Source organism: Streptomyces sp. adm13(2018), from assembly GCF_008042145.1.
GTDB lineage: Bacteria > Actinomycetota > Actinomycetes > Streptomycetales > Streptomycetaceae > Streptomyces.
Window position 1 is genome coordinate 123,938 of record NZ_RDBH01000129.1, and the last position, 16,034, is coordinate 139,971.

At 73.1% G+C, this 16,034-nt stretch carries 10 protein-coding genes; 8 read left to right on the top strand and 2 right to left on the bottom strand.

Going from position 1 to position 16,034, the window contains the following annotated elements; translation table 11 throughout:
- The 3 genes from EAO70_RS17250 to EAO70_RS17260 form a co-directional block, all read left to right on the top strand.
- A partial coding sequence (locus tag EAO70_RS17250) for an SUKH-4 family immunity protein (RefSeq protein WP_187283931.1) occupies nucleotides 1–1,778 on the top strand: 1,778 nt, incomplete at its 5' end.
- Between the two features lie 158 nt (nucleotides 1,779–1,936).
- Complete coding sequence (locus EAO70_RS17255; RefSeq protein WP_148003852.1) at nucleotides 1,937–2,839, top strand: cellulose-binding protein; 903 nt, start codon at nucleotides 1,937–1,939, stop codon at nucleotides 2,837–2,839.
- Nucleotides 2,840–2,922: 83 nt separating this feature from the next.
- Entirely contained in the window at nucleotides 2,923–5,211 is a 2,289-nt protein-coding gene (locus EAO70_RS17260; RefSeq protein WP_148003853.1) for an FG-GAP repeat domain-containing protein, read from the top strand.
- A 9-nt stretch (nucleotides 5,212–5,220) separates the two neighbouring features.
- Here the strand turns inward: EAO70_RS17260 and EAO70_RS17265 are convergent, their stop codons facing one another.
- Nucleotides 5,221–5,703, bottom strand: coding sequence for an ATP-binding protein (locus EAO70_RS17265; protein WP_148003854.1), 483 nt, complete (start codon nucleotides 5,701–5,703; stop codon nucleotides 5,221–5,223).
- 103 nt (nucleotides 5,704–5,806) lie between these two features.
- Between EAO70_RS17265 and EAO70_RS17270 the strand changes: the two genes are divergently transcribed.
- Nucleotides 5,807–6,655, top strand: coding sequence for a helix-turn-helix domain-containing protein (locus EAO70_RS17270; RefSeq protein WP_148003855.1), 849 nt, complete (start codon nucleotides 5,807–5,809; stop codon nucleotides 6,653–6,655).
- Nucleotides 6,652–6,840: a DUF397 domain-containing protein gene (locus EAO70_RS17275; protein WP_148003856.1), complete on the top strand. Its 189-nt coding sequence runs from the start codon at nucleotides 6,652–6,654 to the stop codon at nucleotides 6,838–6,840. The genes EAO70_RS17270 and EAO70_RS17275 overlap by 4 nt, the downstream gene beginning before the upstream one ends.
- Nucleotides 6,841–6,861: 21 nt before the next feature.
- Here EAO70_RS17275 and EAO70_RS17280 read toward each other — a convergent pair whose 3' ends face one another.
- Nucleotides 6,862–8,427 carry an MFS transporter gene (locus EAO70_RS17280; protein ID WP_261992916.1) on the bottom strand — a complete coding sequence of 522 codons (1,566 nt, stop codon included), beginning with the start codon at nucleotides 8,425–8,427 and terminating at the stop codon, nucleotides 6,862–6,864.
- A gap of 557 nt (nucleotides 8,428–8,984) precedes the next feature.
- On the opposite strand from EAO70_RS17280, the gene EAO70_RS17285 reads away from it, so the two are divergent.
- The 3 genes from EAO70_RS17285 (at nucleotide 8,985) to mfd (ending at nucleotide 16,033) form a co-directional block, all read left to right on the top strand.
- A complete protein-coding gene (locus EAO70_RS17285) occupies nucleotides 8,985–9,773 on the top strand; it encodes an ABC transporter ATP-binding protein (protein ID WP_148003858.1) in 789 nt (262 codons plus the stop codon).
- Entirely contained in the window at nucleotides 9,770–12,340 is a 2,571-nt protein-coding gene (locus EAO70_RS17290; RefSeq protein ID WP_148003859.1) for an ABC transporter permease, read from the top strand. The genes EAO70_RS17285 and EAO70_RS17290 overlap by 4 nt, the downstream gene beginning before the upstream one ends.
- Nucleotides 12,341–12,493: 153 nt before the next feature.
- Complete coding sequence (gene mfd / locus EAO70_RS17295; protein ID WP_148003860.1) at nucleotides 12,494–16,033, top strand: transcription-repair coupling factor; 3,540 nt, start codon at nucleotides 12,494–12,496, stop codon at nucleotides 16,031–16,033.
- The last annotated feature ends 1 nt before the right edge of the window (nucleotide 16,034 follow it).

Below are 16,034 nucleotides of genomic sequence, written 5' to 3' on the forward strand. Positions count from 1 at the left end.
CCGCGAGTGCGGGTGGGGCGGACGGTGCGGTGCCGTTGCCCGCGACCGTGTTCGCGCCGCCGTTGTCGGGGACGGACGACGAGGACACCCCGCCGCCGCAGGTGGGCGCGGACGCGCCGACCGCCCTGATGAAGGGGGGAAGCGCGCTGCCCCCGACGGCGGTGTCCCCCCGGCTGAACCCGGCCGCGCCCGCGCCCGGCGCCGCTCCGGCGGGTCCGGCCGCGTCGCCGCAGGCCGTCGGTCCCGGTGTGCCGCCTCCGCCGCCCGCTCCCGCGGCCGCGCCCTCGGCGCCCGGCGCGCGGGACATCGCGGACGAGGCGACCAGCAAGGCCGCGCTGCCGCCGAAGGCGAACCGCGGCCCGGCCGGTCCCCCGCCGCCGCCCGGGGCTCCGGGCGTGCCCGGCGGCTCGTCGGGCGCGGGGGCGTACATCCCCACGCAACTCGTGTCGCAGCTGGGTCCCACGCCGCCCGCGCAGCCGGGTCCGCCCGGCCCGCCGCCGGCCCCGACGCCGCAGCCCGTGCACCACGCGGCGACGATGCTGGCGCACCCGAACCAGGGCGGTCCGGCCGCGCCTKCGCCGCCCCCGCCGCCGCCGGGTGTGCCCGGTACGCCCGCGGGCGGCATCGCGCACGCGGCGACGATGCTGGCCCACCCGGGTCCGGCCGGTCCGGTGGCGCCGCAGCCTCCGGGCCCGCCGGCTCCGCCGCCGCCGCTGCACGGCGGCCAGACCCCGCCGTCGGGTCCCGTACCCGGTCCGGTTCCGGGGGCGGCCCCGCCGGCGTACGGCTATCCACATCCGGCGGGTCAGCCGACGGTCGGCCCCGGCTACCAGGCGGTGCTGCGCTATCGCGCGCCCGACGGTTCCGAGGCGCAGATCATCCGGCGTTCGGCGCCGGGCACCCCGCATCCGGAGTGGCAGATCCTGCACGAGCTGCGCGCGATGAACGTGCCGCCGCAGCAGGTGCTCGAACTGCACACGGAGTTGGAGTCCTGTGAGCTGCCGGGCGGCTACTGCGCGCGGATGATCAGGGAGACCTGGCCGCAGGCGCGGATCACGAGCATCGCCCCGTACGGCCGTGATCACGCGGGCCGTCAGCAGGGCATGCGGCAACTTCTCACCCATCAGGGCGAGTTGCACCAGGTCGCGGATGGTCCGGCGCGGCCGGCGCCGGTGCGGGCGCCGCTGCCGCAGGTGCAGCCGGCGCCGCCGATCCCGCCGGAGGGCATCGCGCAGGAGCTGGCGGGGGCGTTCGGTCCGGGCATCCTCCGCTTCGACCAGCGGGCGGTGTCCCGGCAGGGCGTGCCGGAGCTGGTGGCGCGCACGCTGGTGTGGGCGGGGCTGCCCGCGGACTTCGGGCCCTTCTTCTGGGCGCAGCCCGCGGTGCCGGTGGTGCCGACGCTGGCCGAGCTGGCCGCGCAGCGGCAGGTCCAGCCGGCGCCGGACGCGAGTTCGTACCTGGTGCTCGGTTCGGACTTCGGCCGGGCGATCTGCGTCCAGTACGGGACCGCGCACATCGTGGCGGTGCCGGTGGAGGCCGGTCCGGGCGGGCAGTCGGTGCCGGCGCAGTTCGTGAACACGGGGCTGCCCGAGTTCACGCGGGCGATGGCGCTGCTCGGCCGGATGTGGCGGCTGCGGTTCGGGCTGAACCCGGAGCAGGCGGGACGCTGGACGGTCGACTTCCAGGCGCAGCTGGCGATGCTGGACCCGGCGGCGCTGGCGTCGCCGGAGAACTGGTGGTCGGTGCTGCTGGAGCAGATGTGGGACGGCCTTCTGTAGGAGGAGGGGCCGGGGTTTCCCGCGGATGCCGCTGGACAGACTCCCTGGACAGAATGTGATGAAAGGCGCTCGACGTGTGTGCACGTTGGGCGTCTTTTGTCCGTTCTGATGAAGCATCCTGGACGTTCGGTCGAGTCACAGGGAAGGGGCGCCAGGGGATGAGTTTCGCTGTCGGACGGGGGCGCGGCTATCGGCCCGAGCAGGTCGACCGCTATCTCGCCGCTCTCGCCGCAGACCGTGACGGCGCCTGGGAGCGGGCCACGCGGCTCACCGCCCTCGCGCAGGAGCTGGAGACCGAGGCGGCCCGGCTGCGCGCGGCCGTGGACGCGCTCGTACCGCACCGCTACGAGAACCTCGGCGCGCGGGCGGGGGAGATCCTGGAGCTGGCCGAGCGGGAGGACGAGTCGCTCGTACGGTCCGCGGAGGCGGCGGCGCAGGCCCTCGCGGAGGCGGCGGAGGCGGCGGGCCGGGAGGCGGCGGAGGCGGCCCGGGCGCACGCGGAGGGCGTACGGGCGGCGGCCGACGGGGCGGCGGACAAGACCCTGGCGGCGGCGCGGGCGCGGGCCGAGGAACTGACGACGGAGGCGCGGCGCGAGGCGGACGAGCGGCTGACCGGGGCGCGGGAGGCCTACGAGGAGACCGAGCGGCGCGCGGCGGACCTCCTCGCGGAACAGGTCGCCGAGCAGACGGCCGTACGGGAGGAGGCGGAGCGTGCGGCGGAGGGCCGGAGGGCCGCCCTGGACGCCCACCACGGGGAGCTGACCGCCGCGGCGGAGGCAAGGCTCGCCGAGGCGCGGCGGACCCTGGCGCAGACGGAGGAACAGGCCCGGCACACCCAGGAGGACACGGAGGCGCGCGCGGCCGGGCTGCTCGCGGAGGCCCGCATGAAGGCGGAGCGCACCGAGCGCGAGACGGAACGGGTGCTGCGGGAACACGAGGAGGCCAGGGACGAGATCCACGGCCACATGGACCACATCCGCGACTCCCTGGCGGCCCTGACGGGCCGCGCGGGGCCGACGGAGGAGAAAGGGGAAGGGGCCGAGCCCGGGACCGAGGGCTAGGCGGGCCCCTTCCGCCTCCCCCGAAGGTCGGTGGCCGTCTGACGTCGGATAACCTCCCCTCTCCCAGGGGAGGGAACATGAACATGCACGTCACACGCCCGCGCGCCCGCCGTCTCGCGGCCGTCGCCGTCACCGTCGTCCTCGCCGCCACCGGCGGCGCGCTCACCGCACTCCCGGCCACGGCCGCACCCGCGCCCGCGCCCGCCGCGGCGCAGGAGGGCCGGCAGGCCCCCGTGTCGTTCCCGCGCAACGCCGACGTCGTCGGCGCGGGCCCGAGCGGCTTCCTGTCGAAGACCCGCGGCACCAGGCCGGAGTTCCGCTGGACCTGGTACGCGGACGGCTCGTCGATCGTGCTGCCGGGGGCCACCGACGCCGCCGCCGGCGGCGCGGACCTCGTCGTCACCGTCGACCGGACCGCCCCGGTCGCCGGCCGGGTGGTCCGGGTCTACGACCTGGCGAAGCCCACAGCAACCCCGGTCCCCCGAGAGGTGAACCTCGACGCCCTCGGCGACGGCTTCTTCTTCGAGGGCGTCGCCGGCGCCACCATGCTCCTCGGGCAGTACGTGGCCGGCGGCCCGCAGAAGCAGTACGCCGTCACCCTCGACGGCAACCCGCCGAAGGCCCGCGCGGTGGCCGGAGGCGCCGGACTCGACTGCTCCGACGGCCGCGACGGCTGGACCGACACCGCCTCCGCGCTCTACGAGTGCAGCCTCGACGCGACCGGGACGCCCGTCAAGGTCCTCGTCGACCTCGCCTCGGGCACCTCGAAGTGGTACCCCCAGTTCGACGCCCAGTGGCCCCGCGACGGCGCCGTCTCCGGCACCCACGTGGCCTGGCGCGAGGCCCGGATGTCCGGCAGCCGGGCCGTCCACGGGATCGTCGCCTTCGCGCGCGACAGCACCACCGAGCGGTGGATCCCGTCGGACGACGACCTGAGCGACCCGCTGTACCTGGTCGGCGGCTGGGTGACGTCCGGCAGCAAGGCCCGCATCGATTCGTCCACCTCGGCGCCCGGCCAGCCCCGCCCGACGGTGCGGCCGTTCACGGCCCAGTCCGTCGCGACCGGAGAGAAGGTCCAGCTCCTCACCGCGTTCTCCTCCGCCGTCGCCGGGCCCGACGGCAGCCTCCTCGTGCGCGGTGGCACCGCCGAGCACGGCGAGGGCCTCTACCGGGTCTCGCCGCGCTCCGACGGCGGCCGTCCGGACGTCGCACTCGTCGCGTCCACCGGGCAGTCGACCGTCCTGGCCGTCACCCGTTCCACCACCCCGACGACCCTGACCGGCGAGCAGGCCGAGCGCGGCTTCGACTTCGGCTGGGACCTGTCCCGGGCGGACGCCGACGTGTGGCTGACCCTGACCCGCGTCGGCGGCGGCAGGACGATCAACACCCGCCTGTACCTCCAGAACCCCGCCGCCCCGGGCCTGCCGGGCCGCCTCACCTGGCACTGGGACGGCAAGGACCTGGAGGCAGCCGACTGGGACGCCCCGGCGCGCAACGGCACGTACGAGTGGCAGCTCACCGCCCGCCCCGACGAGGGCATCGGCCCCGACGTCGTCTCCACCGGCCGGTTCACCGTGACCCGGCCGGCGGCCCCGCACGACTTCGACGACGACGGCACGGCCGACCTCCTCGTCCGGGACATCGGCGGAGTGCTGTTGCGCTTCGGCACCCGCCCCGCCGCTCCCGGCGGCTCCCTCGCGGACACCGGGGGCTCACGCGTCGGTGGCGGCTGGGGTGCCTACGACCGGCTGGAGACCGTCGGGAACGTCGCGGGCTCGACCGCGCCCGACGTGATCGCCCGGGAGAAGAGCGGCGTCCTCTGGCTCTACCAGGGCACGGCCGACCAGGACAAGCCGCTCGCGGCCCGCACGAGGATCGGCTCCGGCTGGCAGACGTACACCGAGCTCGCGGGCGGCAGCGACCTGACCGGCGACGGCCGCGCGGACCTCGTCGCCACGGACAAGGCGGGCGCCCTGTGGCTCTACAAGGGCACGGGCTCGGCCACCGCCCCCTTCGCGGCGCGCAAGCAGATCGGCCACGGCTGGGGCGTCTACAACCAGCTGACGGCCACCGGCAACCTCGCCGGCGGTCCGGCCGGGGACCTCGTCGCCCGTGACAAGGACGGCGTCCTCTGGCTGTACCTCGGCAAGGGCGACGGCACCTTCGCCGCCCGCACCAAGGTGGGTGCCGGGTGGGGCGGGTTCGCCGGGCTCACCGCCGTCGGCGACGCCAACGGCGACGGACGGGCCGACCTGGTCGCCTCGAACGGCGACGAGACCTTCTACGCCGGCACGGGCGACTGGTCGGCGCCCTTCAAGCGCGGCGCCGCCGTGTCCCTCACCCAGGAGATGACCTACAACGCCGTCTTCTAGACGGACCGTTCAGGTGAGGACGCACTCCGCCCACACCGTCTTGCCCGGCGCGCCGACCCTGGGGTACCAGCCCCAGCGGTCCGCGAGCCGCTCCACGAGCAGCAGCCCCCGGCCCCCCTCCGCGAGTCCCTCCTCCGGGCGGGGGCCGGGGCGTACCGGCATCCGCTCGCCCCGGGTGTCCCCGACCTCGATCCGCGCGACGGCCGGGACCCCGTGCAGCAGGCGCAGGAAGAGCTGGAAGTCCCGCCCCGGCACGTGCCCGTGCCGCACGGCGTTCGTCGCCAGTTCGGCGGCGACGAGGACCACGGCGTCGTGCGCCGGGGTGCCGAACGGCACGCCCCACTCGTCCAGCCGCACCGCGACCAGCCGCCGCGCGAGCCGGGCGCCCCGGGCGGTCGAGGTGAAGCGGAGGGTGAAGACCCCACGATCCAAGTAGGGGGAGACACCGGTGGGTTGGGTGGTGTCGGTGGGGCTGAGGTTGTCGCTCGTCATGCCCTCAAAGCTCCTCCTGGTCGCGTAGCGTGACCAGAGGTGACGCACCGACGCCACGGCCTTGTACGCCGTGTGTGGGTGCCGGTACGAGGGGCAGGGCGCGATGACGGAAGAGCAGCCGGGTGCGGCTCCGGAACCCGCCGCGGCGGACAGGTCCGGGCAGGGCGTGGTGGCGGCGTTCGGGCAGAGCCTGAAGACGCTGCGCGTGCGGGCGAAGATGGAACGGGAGGAACTGGGCAGGCGCCTGGGCTACTCGGCGTCCACGATCGCCTCGTTCGAGCAGGGCCGGAGGATCCCGCCGCCGAGGGTGATCGACAGCTCGGACGAAGTCCTGGACGCCGGGGGCCTTTTGAAGCTGTGGAAGGAGCAGATGGAGAAGGCACAGTATCCGGCGTTCTTCCAGGGGATGGCGCAGCTGGAGAAGCGAGCGATAGAGCTGTTGGCGTACGACACGTTGGTGGTCAACGGCCTTCTCCAGACTGAGGAGTACGGGCGGACGATGATGGGAAATCGTCGACCTCCGCTTGACGCCGAGACCATCGAGCAGCGGGTGACAGCCCGAATGGCTCGCCAGGACATCTTTGACCGGCGTCCAGAGCCGCTTCTGAGCTTCCTCATGTGTGAATCGGTGCTACGCCGCCAGTTCGGAGGGAGGGCTGTGTTGCGTGGGCAGTTGGAACAACTGCTTCTCGTAGGGCAGCGGAGGAACGTTGAGCTTCAGGTCATGCCACTCGACTGCGCGGAGAACGCGGGTGTGGACGGTCCGTTCACTGTCATCACGACTGAGGACGGCAAGAGGTTCGTCTATGCCGAGGCCCAGGGTGCCAGTGTCCTGGAGACCGACCCCAAGCCAGCCGTTCTTGCTGCCGCCCGCTATGGGATCATCCGGTCGCAGGCTCTCACCCCGCGAGAGTCGATGGAGTTCATCGAGAAGTTGCTAGGAGAGCTATGAACGACATGGAACCCCTCGCCTGGTTCAAGAGCAGCTACAGCGGTGGTGAGGGCGGTCAGTGCGTCGAGGTCGCAACCGACGCGGGAGCCGTGCACGTCCGTGACTCCAAGGACGTGGCCCGGCCCGCCCTCACCGTGTCGCCCGACGCCTGGGCCGGTTTCGTCGGGCTCGCCTCCGCGGAGTAGTACAACCGCCGTCTGTACGCGTCAGCCCTCCGCGCTCCGCCGCTCCCTCTCCTCCAGGACCGGGAAGCGGCGGGGGGCCAGGGTGAGGAGGACCAGGAGGGCCAGTGCCGCCGCTGCCGCCGCGCCCACGAAGACGTAGTCGACGGCCGCGTCGACCGCGTGCCGCAGGCCGTCCATCGCCCCGGCCGTCAGGGAGTCGGGCGCGTCCAGCGCGCGCGACAGGGTGTCCAGGTCGCCGCCGCCCAGGCGGGCGGCCAGCACGCCGTTCGCCACGGCTCCGAACAGGGCCGCGCCCACGCTCTGGCCGACCTGGCGGCAGAAGAGGACGGACGCGGTCGTCGTGCCCCGCTCCTCGTACGGGACGGTCGACTGCACGCCCACGATCAGCGGCAGTTGGAAGAGGCCGAGGGCCGCGCCCAGGAGCAGCATCAGGAGCGCGGGCTGCCACGGTTCGCCGGGGAAGGGCAGGAACGGGAAGGCGAGCAGCAGGAGCAGGGCGAGCGAGATGCCGATGACGGCCGTCAGCCGGAAGCCGATCCGGCCGTAGACCCGGTTCGAGAACGCCGCGCTGATCGGCCAGCTCAGGGTCATCACCGAGAGCACGAACCCGGCCGCTATCGGCCCGAGGCCCAGGACGGACTGCGCGTACGTCGGGAGGAACACCGTCGGCGCGACCATGAGCAGGCCCAGCGCGCCCAGCGCGAGGTTGACGGCCGAGATCGTGCGGCGGCGCCAGACCCAGCCGGGGATGATCGGTTCGGCCGCGCGCCGTTCCACGAGGACCGTGACCGCGCCGAGGACGGCCGACCCGGCGAGCAGGCCCAGGGACGGGGCCGACAGCCACGGCCAGGCCACGCCGCCCTGGACGAGGGCGGTCAGCAGCAGCGCGCCGGTCGCGAAGATCGCGAGGGCGCCCGCCCAGTCGATCCGGACGGGCCCGCGGGGAGTCGTCCGGACCGGTTCCCTCAGGTGCCGGACGATCAGCCACAGCGCCACCGCCCCGACCGGCAGGTTGATCAGGAAGATCCAGCGCCAGTCCGCGTACCCGGCGAGGAGGCCGCCGGCCGCCGGGCCGGCCACCGAGGAGGCGGCCCAGACGGAGGACAGCTTCGCCTGGATCCTGGGGCGTTCCCTCAGCGGGTACAGGTCGGCGGCGATCGTCTGGATCGTGCCCTGGAGCGCGCCGCCGCCGAGGCCCTGGACGACGCGGAAGGCGATGAGGGAGGCCATGTTCCAGGCGGCCGCGCAGAGCAGGGAGCCGATGAGGAAGAGGACGACCCCGGCGATCAGGACGGGCTTGCGGCCGAAGGTGTCGCTGAGCTTGCCGTACACCGGCAGGGTGACGGTCACGGCGAGCAGGTAGCCGGAGAACAGCCAGGAGAAGACGGCGAGTCCGCCGAGGTCGCCGACGATCTGGGGGACGGCGGTGGAGACGATCGTGCCGTCGATGGCGGCGAGTCCCATGCCGAGCATGAGGGCGGCGACGACGGGGCCGCGGCGGTGGGGCCCGGCCGGGCCGGGTGCGGCGGCGGGGGTTCCGGCCTTGCCGGCGGGGCCGCCCGCCGGCGTCGTGGAGGACTCGGTCACCGCGCGCTTCCTTTCTTCGTACACCTAAATGTCGGCTCGTCAGGGTCTCATTCGCACCCGAGGCGGTGGAAGCCCCGGGGCGCTCCGCTCGCGGTCCGCCCGCGCGGGATCCTGAGCAGGCGCGCGCAAGCTGCTCGGCAACGGCGGCTGGAACGGCATGAGGCCGCTCATCGGCAACGGCGACTGGTACGGCGGCAGCTGGGACCACCTCAACGGCGCCTTCTGGCCGAGTCGATGGCCTTCCACCGAGGGGTCGAACCGAGGCCCTCCCCCTGAGGGACCGACAGAGGGTCTCCGCCTGAGCGTGGAGGCCCTCACACATGTCCGGGCGCGGCCGGGAAGGGCCGACCGGGAGGTCGGAGGCACCTCCGGCCGCCCCCGGGGCACGGGCGGTGCGGTCGCCGGCGCGGTGGCGGGGGCGCCCCGGGTGGACGCCCCTTAGGGGGATCTCCCCCATACGGCCCAGGGGTTGTTCGTTCCGGCGGAGGAGGAGAAGCCCCCTCCCCGCTCCTTAACTTGAACTTACACACCACCACCCACGCTCCGAGGAGAGAACCGTGACCACGGCTGTGACCATCCCCAGGCACGGGGGTACTGGAGGGACGACGGCCGTCGCCGCGCGGGCGCGTCAGGTCGTCAAGTCGTACGGCGCCGGCGAGACCCGCGTCGTCGCGCTCGACTCCGTCGACGTCGACATCGCCCGCGGACAGTTCACCGCCATCATGGGACCCTCGGGTTCCGGCAAGTCGACCCTGATGCACTGCCTCGCCGGCCTGGACACCGTCACCAGCGGCGAGATCTACCTCGACGAGACCGAGATCACCCGGCTCAAGGACAAGAAGCTCACCCAGCTGCGCCGCGACCGCATCGGCTTCATCTTCCAGGCGTTCAACCTGCTGCCCACCCTGAGCGCCATCGAGAACATCACGCTCCCCATGGACATCGCCGGCCGCAAGCCCGACGCCGCATGGCTCCGCCGGGTCGTCGACACCGTCGGCCTCTCCGAGCGGCTCAAGCACCGCCCCAACGAACTCTCCGGCGGCCAGCAGCAGCGCGTCGCCGTGGCCCGCGCGCTCGCCGCCCGGCCCGAGATCATCTTCGGCGACGAGCCCACCGGAAACCTGGACTCACGGGCCGGCGCCGAAGTCCTCGGCTTCCTCCGCACCTCGGTCGACGAACTCGGCCAGACGATCGTCATGGTCACCCACGACCCGGTCGCCGCCTCCTACGCGGACCGGGTCCTCTACCTCGCCGACGGGCGGATCGTGGACGAGATGCTCCGGCCCACCGCCGACGCCGTCCTCGACCGCATGAAGGACTTCGACGCGCGCGGGCGGACCTCATGAGCGTCCTGAAGACCTCCCTGCGCAACTTCTTCGCGCACAAGGGACGCATGGCGCTCTCCGCCGTCGCCGTCCTGCTCTCCGTCGCCTTCGTCAGCGGCACCCTCGTCTTCACCGACACCATGAACACGACGTTCGACAAGCTCTTCGCGTCGACCGCCTCCGACGTCACCGTCAGCCCCAAGGACACCGACCCCGGAGACGTGCCCGCGGGCGGCCGCCCCGAGGCCTTCCCCGCCTCGCTCGTCGAGCAGGTCCGGAAGACCGAGGGCGTCCAGGCCGCCCAGGGCTCCGTCGTCTCCACCGGCGTCACCGTCGTCGACGCGAAGAACAAGAACGTCGGACCCACCAGCGGCGCGCCCACCATCGCCGTCAACTGGAGTCCGAACGAACTCCGTTCCATGGAGATGACCTCCGGCCACGAGCCGCGCGGCCCCACCGAGGTCGTCGTCGACGGCGACACCGCCGAGAAGCACGGTCTCCAGCTCGGCGACGCACTGCGGACCATCTCCGTCACCGGCGACTTCACCACGAAGATCTCCGGCATCGTCGACTTCAAGGTCACCAACCCCGGCGCCACCGTCGTCTACTTCGAGACGGCCGTCGCCCAGCGCGAACTGCTCGGCAAGGAAGGCCTGTTCACCCAGATCACGGCCGACGCCAAGGCCGGCGTCACCGACGACGCCCTGAAGGCGAACATCGCCGCCTCGCTCGGCGGCGGCTACACCCTGCAGACCGCCGCCGAGGCCGCCGACGCGGGCCGCGAGGACGTCGCCGGGTTCCTCGACGTCATGAAGTACGCCATGCTCGGCTTCGCCGGGATCGCCTTCCTCGTCGGCATCTTCCTCATCGTCAACACCTTCTCCATGCTGGTCGCCCAGCGCACCCGCGAGATCGGCCTCATGCGGGCCATCGGCTCCAGCCGCCGGCAGGTGAACCGTTCCGTCCTCGTCGAGGCGCTGCTCCTCGGGATCATCGGCTCCGTCGCCGGAGTCGCCGCCGGTGTCGGACTCGCCGTCGGACTGATGAAGCTCATGTCCTCGATCGGCATGGAGCTCTCCACCGAGGACCTCACCGTCGCCTGGACGACCCCCGTCGTCGGCCTCGCCCTCGGCATCGTCGTCACCGTCCTCGCCGCCTACGTCCCGGCCCGCCGCGCCGGGAAGGTCTCCCCGATGGCCGCCCTCCGCGACGCGGGCACCCCCGCCGACGGGCGGGCCGGCCGGGTCCGCGGCGGCATCGGCCTCGTCCTCACCGCCGCCGGAGCGGCCGCGCTCGTGGCGGCGGCCCGCGCCGAGGAGGCCGGACCCGGCTCCCTCTGGCTCGGCCTCGGCGTCGTCCTCACCCTGCTCGGCTTCGTCGTCGTCGGCCCGCTCCTCGCGGGCGGAGTCGTCCGCGCCCTGGGCGCCGTCGTCCTGCGGATCTTCGGCCCGGTCGGCCGGCTCGCCGAACGCAACGCGCTCCGCAACCCGCGCCGCACCGGCGCCACCGCGGCGGCCCTGATGATCGGCCTCGCGCTCGTCGCCGCGCTGTCCGTCGTCGGCTCCTCGATGGTCGCCTCGGCCACCGACGAACTCGACCGCTCCGTCGGCGCCGACTTCATCGTCCAGTCCGGCACCGGCCAGCCGATCGTGCCGCAGGCCCTCGCCGCGCTGGAGAAGACCCCGGGCCTGGACCACGTCAGCGAGTACAAGTGGGTCGACGCCACCGTCACCGACCCGCGCGGCCGGACCACGACCGCCGATCTGGCCGCCACCGACCCCTCGTACGTACGGGACCTGCGCCGCGATACCACCGCCGGGACGCTCCCCGACGCGTACCGCAAGGACGCCATGTCCGTCGGCAGCGACTACGCCACCGAGCACGGCGTCAAGGTCGGCGACGTCCTCACCCTCGCCTTCAAGGGCGGCGAGAAGGCGAAGCTCAAGGTCGCGGCGATCACCGCGGACACCGGGCAGGTCGACAAGGGCGTCATGTACATCGACGTCGCGACCCTCGCCGAGTACGTCCCCGCCGACCGCATGCCGCAGAGCCTGCTGCTGCTCGCCGGCGCGAAGGACGGCCAGGAGGACGCGGCCTACCAGGCGCTCAAGGACGCGCTCGTGCCGTACCCGCAGTACAAGGTGAGCAACCAGGCCGACTACAAGGAGCAGCTGCGGGACCAGGTCGGACAGCTGCTCAACATCGTGTACGGGCTCCTCGCGCTGGCGATCGTCGTCGCGATCCTGGGTGTCGTGAACACCCTGGCCCTCTCGGTGGTCGAGCGGACCCGCGAGATCGGCCTCATGCGGGCCATCGGCCTCTCCCGCCGGCAGCTGCGCCGCATGATCCGGCTGGAGTCGGTGGTGATCGCCCTGTTCGGCGCGCTCCTCGGCCTCGGCCTGGGCATGGGCTGGGGCACGGCGGCCCAGAAACTCCTGGCGCTGGAGGGCCTGGGCGTCCTGGAGATCCCGTGGCCGACGATCGCGACGGTCTTCATCGGCTCGGCGTTCGTGGGACTGTTCGCGGCACTGGTCCCGGCGTTCAGGGCGGGCCGGATGAACGTCCTGAACGCGATCGCCAGCGAGTAGCGAGGACGGAGGCCGGAAGGCGCGGCCCGCCGCCCTCACGGGGGTGGGGCGGAGGGCCGCGTGTTCCCGTGGGGCGGCCCTCCGCGGGTGGGAGCCCCGGCCCGTGCTACGTGTCGGGCTGTTCGCGTTGTTCGAACCCGGGATGGAAGTTCCATGAGCCTGCACGGTCTGCTCGATGTCGTCGTCAAGGACGCCGCCCTCGCCGAGGCGGTGAAGGCCGCCGCCGACGGCAACCGCCCGCACGTGGACCTCGTCGGTCCGGCCGCCGCCCGCCCCTTCGCCGTCGCCGCGCTCGCCCGGGACTCGGGCCGTCCCGTGCTCGCGGTGACCGCGACGGGCCGGGAGGCCGAGGATCTCGCCGCCGCGCTGCGCTCGCTCCTCGACCCGGACCGCGTCGTCGAGTACCCCTCCTGGGAGACCCTGCCGCACGAGCGGCTCTCCCCCCGCTCCGACACCGTCGGCCGCCGGCTCGCCGTGCTGCGCCGCCTCGCGCACCCGAGGGACGACGACCCGGCCGCCGGCCCGGTGAGCGTGGTCGTCGCCCCCATCCGCTCCGTGCTCCAGCCGCAGGTCAAGGGCCTCGGCGACCTGGAGCCGGTGGCCCTGCGCTCCGGGCAGACGGCCGACCTGAACGAGATCGTGGAGGGCCTGGCGGCCGCCGCGTACTCCCGGGTGGAGCTGGTCGAGAAGCGCGGCGAGTTCGCCGTACGCGGCGGCATCCTGGACGTGTTCCCGCCGACCGAGGAGCATCCCCTCCGGATCGAGTTCTGGGGCGACGACGTCGAGGAGATCCGCTACTTCAAGGTCGCCGACCAGCGGTCCCTGGAGGTGGCCGAGCACGGCCTGTGGGCGCCGCCCTGCCGTGAGCTGCTGCTGACCGAGGACGTACGGGAGCGGGCGGCGGCCCTCGCCGAGCAGCACCCCGAGCTGGGCGAACTCCTGAACAAGATCGCGGAGGGGATCGCGGTCGAGGGCATGGAGTCCCTCGCGCCGGTCCTCGTCGACGACATGGAGCTGCTGCTCGACGTGCTGCCCGAGGGCGCCATGGCCGTGGTCTGCGACCCCGAGCGGGTACGGACCCGGGCCTCGGACCTCGTCGCCACGAGCCAGGAGTTCCTCCAGGCCTCCTGGGCGGCCACGGCCGGCGGCGGCGAGGCCCCCATCGATGTCGGCGCGGCCTCCCTGCGGGGGATCGCGGACGTCCGGGACCGGGCCCGTGAGCTGGGCATGTCCTGGTGGTCGGTGTCGCCGTTCGCGGCGGACACGACAGCCGAGGGCGCCGACGGCGACACCCTCACGCTCGGGATGCACGCCCCCGAGTCGTACCGCGGCGACACGGCCCGCGCCCTCGCCGACACCAAGGGCTGGCTGGCCGACGGCTGGCGCACGGTCTACGTCACGGAGGCCCACGGCCCGGCGAGCCGCACGGTCGAGGTCCTGGGCGGCGAGGGCATCGCCGCCCGCCTCGACGCCGACCTCGCGGAGATCTCCCCGTCGGTCGTCCACGTGTCGACCGGTTCCATCGACTACGGCTTCGTCGACACGGCCCTCAAGCTGGCCGTCCTCACCGAGACCGACCTGTCCGGCCAGAAGGCGGCCGGCAAGGACGGCCAGCGGATGCCGGCCAAGCGCCGCAAGACCATCGACCCCCTGACCCTGGAGGTCGGCGACTACATCGTGCACGAGCAGCACGGTGTCGGCCGCTACGTGGAGATGGTCCAGCGGACCGTGCAGGGCGCCACCCGCGAGTACCTCCTCGTCGAGTACGCGCCCGCCAAGCGCGGCCAGCCCGGCGACCGGCTGTACATCCCGACCGACCAGCTGGAGCAGGTCACCAAGTACGTCGGCGGCGAGGCGCCCACCCTGCACCGGCTCGGCGGCGCGGACTGGACGAAGACGAAGGCGCGCGCGAAAAAGGCCGTCAAGGAGATCGCGGCCGACCTCATCAAGCTGTACTCGGCGCGGATGGCGGCCCCCGGGCACGCCTTCGCCCCCGACACCCCGTGGCAGCGCGAGCTGGAGGACGCCTTCCCGTACGCGGAGACGCCCGACCAGCTGTCCACCATCGCCGAGGTCAAGGACGACATGGAGAAGACGGTCCCCATGGACCGTCTGATCTGCGGCGACGTCGGCTACGGCAAGACCGAGATCGCGGTCCGGGCCGCCTTCAAGGCCGTCCAGGACGGCAAGCAGGTCGCCGTCCTCGTCCCGACGACGCTGCTGGTCCAGCAGCACTTCGGCACGTTCAGCGAGCGGTACTCCCAGTTCCCGGTGAAGGTGCGGGCGCTGTCCCGCTTCCAGACCGAGACGGAGTCGAAGGCCACCCTGGAGGGCATGCGGGAGGGCTCGGTCGACGTCGTCATCGGCACCCACCGGCTCTTCGCCTCCGAGACCAAGTTCAAGGACCTGGGCCTGGTCATCGTCGACGAGGAGCAGCGCTTCGGCGTCGAGCACAAGGAGCAGCTGAAGAAGCTCCGCGCCAACGTCGACGTGCTCACCATGTCGGCCACCCCCATCCCCCGTACGCTCGAGATGGCGGTCACCGGCATCCGCGAGATGTCGACCATCACCACCCCGCCCGAGGAGCGCCACCCGGTCCTCACCTTCGTCGGCCCGTACGAGGAGAAGCAGATCGGCGCCGCGATCCGGCGCGAACTGCTGCGCGAGGGCCAGGTCTTCTACATCCACAACCGGGTCGACTCGATCGACCGGGCGGCGGCGCGGCTGCGCGAGATCGTCCCCGAGGCCCGGATCGCGACGGCCCACGGCCAGATGTCGGAGTCGGCGCTCGAACAGGTCGTGGTCGACTTCTGGGAGAAGAAGTTCGACGTGCTCGTGTCGACCACGATCGTGGAGTCCGGCATCGACATCTCCAACGCCAACACCCTGATCGTCGAGCGCGGCGACAACTTCGGCCTCTCGCAGCTCCACCAGCTGCGCGGGCGCGTCGGCCGTGGCCGGGACCGCGGCTACGCGTACTTCCTGTACCCGCCGGAGAAGCCGCTCACGGAGACCGCGCACGAGCGGCTCGCGACGATCGCCCAGCACACCGAGATGGGTGCGGGCATGTACGTGGCGATGAAGGACCTGGAGATCCGCGGCGCGGGCAACCTGCTCGGCGGCGAGCAGTCCGGCCACATCGCGGGCGTCGGCTTCGACCTGTACGTACGGATGGTCGGCGAGGCCGTCGCCGACTACCGGGCGCAGATGGAGGGCGGGGCGGAGGAGGAGGCCCCGCTGGAGGTGAAGATCGAGCTGCCGGTCGACGCCCACATGCCGCACGACTACGCGCCGGGGGAGCGGCTCCGTCTCCAGGCCTACCGTTCGATCGCCTCGGCGAACTCGGAGGAGGACATCCGGGCGGTCCGCGAGGAACTCACCGACCGCTACGGCAAGTTGCCCGAGCCGGTCGAGAACCTGCTGCTGGTGGCGGGGCTGCGGATGCTGGCCCGGGCGTGCGGCGTCGGCGAGATCGTCCTCCAGGGCCCGAACATCCGGTTCGCCCCGGTGGAGCTCCGCGAGTCGCAGGAGCTGCGCCTGAAGCGGCTCTACCCGCGGACCGTCATCAAGCCGGCCGTGCACCAGATCCTGGTACCGCGGCCGACGGCGGGCAAGATCGGCGGAAAGCCGGTCGTGGGACGCGAACTGCTCGCGTGGACGGGGGAGTTCCTGACGACGATCCTGGGGTCGTAGC

Excerpts from the sequence above, each read along its gene's own strand:
- EAO70_RS17260 (WP_148003853.1), top strand. The coding sequence starts at position 2,923 with ATGCACGTCACACGCCCGCGCGCCCGCCGTCTCGCGGCCGTCGCCGTC.
- mfd (WP_148003860.1), top strand. The coding sequence starts at position 12,494 with ATGAGCCTGCACGGTCTGCTCGATGTCGTCGTCAAGGACGCCGCCCTC.
- EAO70_RS17275 (WP_148003856.1), top strand. The coding sequence starts at position 6,652 with ATGAACGACATGGAACCCCTCGCCTGGTTCAAGAGCAGCTACAGCGGT.
- EAO70_RS17270 (WP_148003855.1), top strand. The coding sequence starts at position 5,807 with ATGACGGAAGAGCAGCCGGGTGCGGCTCCGGAACCCGCCGCGGCGGAC.
- EAO70_RS17290 (WP_148003859.1), top strand. The coding sequence starts at position 9,770 with ATGAGCGTCCTGAAGACCTCCCTGCGCAACTTCTTCGCGCACAAGGGA.
- EAO70_RS17265 (WP_148003854.1), bottom strand. The coding sequence starts at position 5,703 with ATGACGAGCGACAACCTCAGCCCCACCGACACCACCCAACCCACCGGT.
- EAO70_RS17255 (WP_148003852.1), top strand. The coding sequence starts at position 1,937 with ATGAGTTTCGCTGTCGGACGGGGGCGCGGCTATCGGCCCGAGCAGGTC.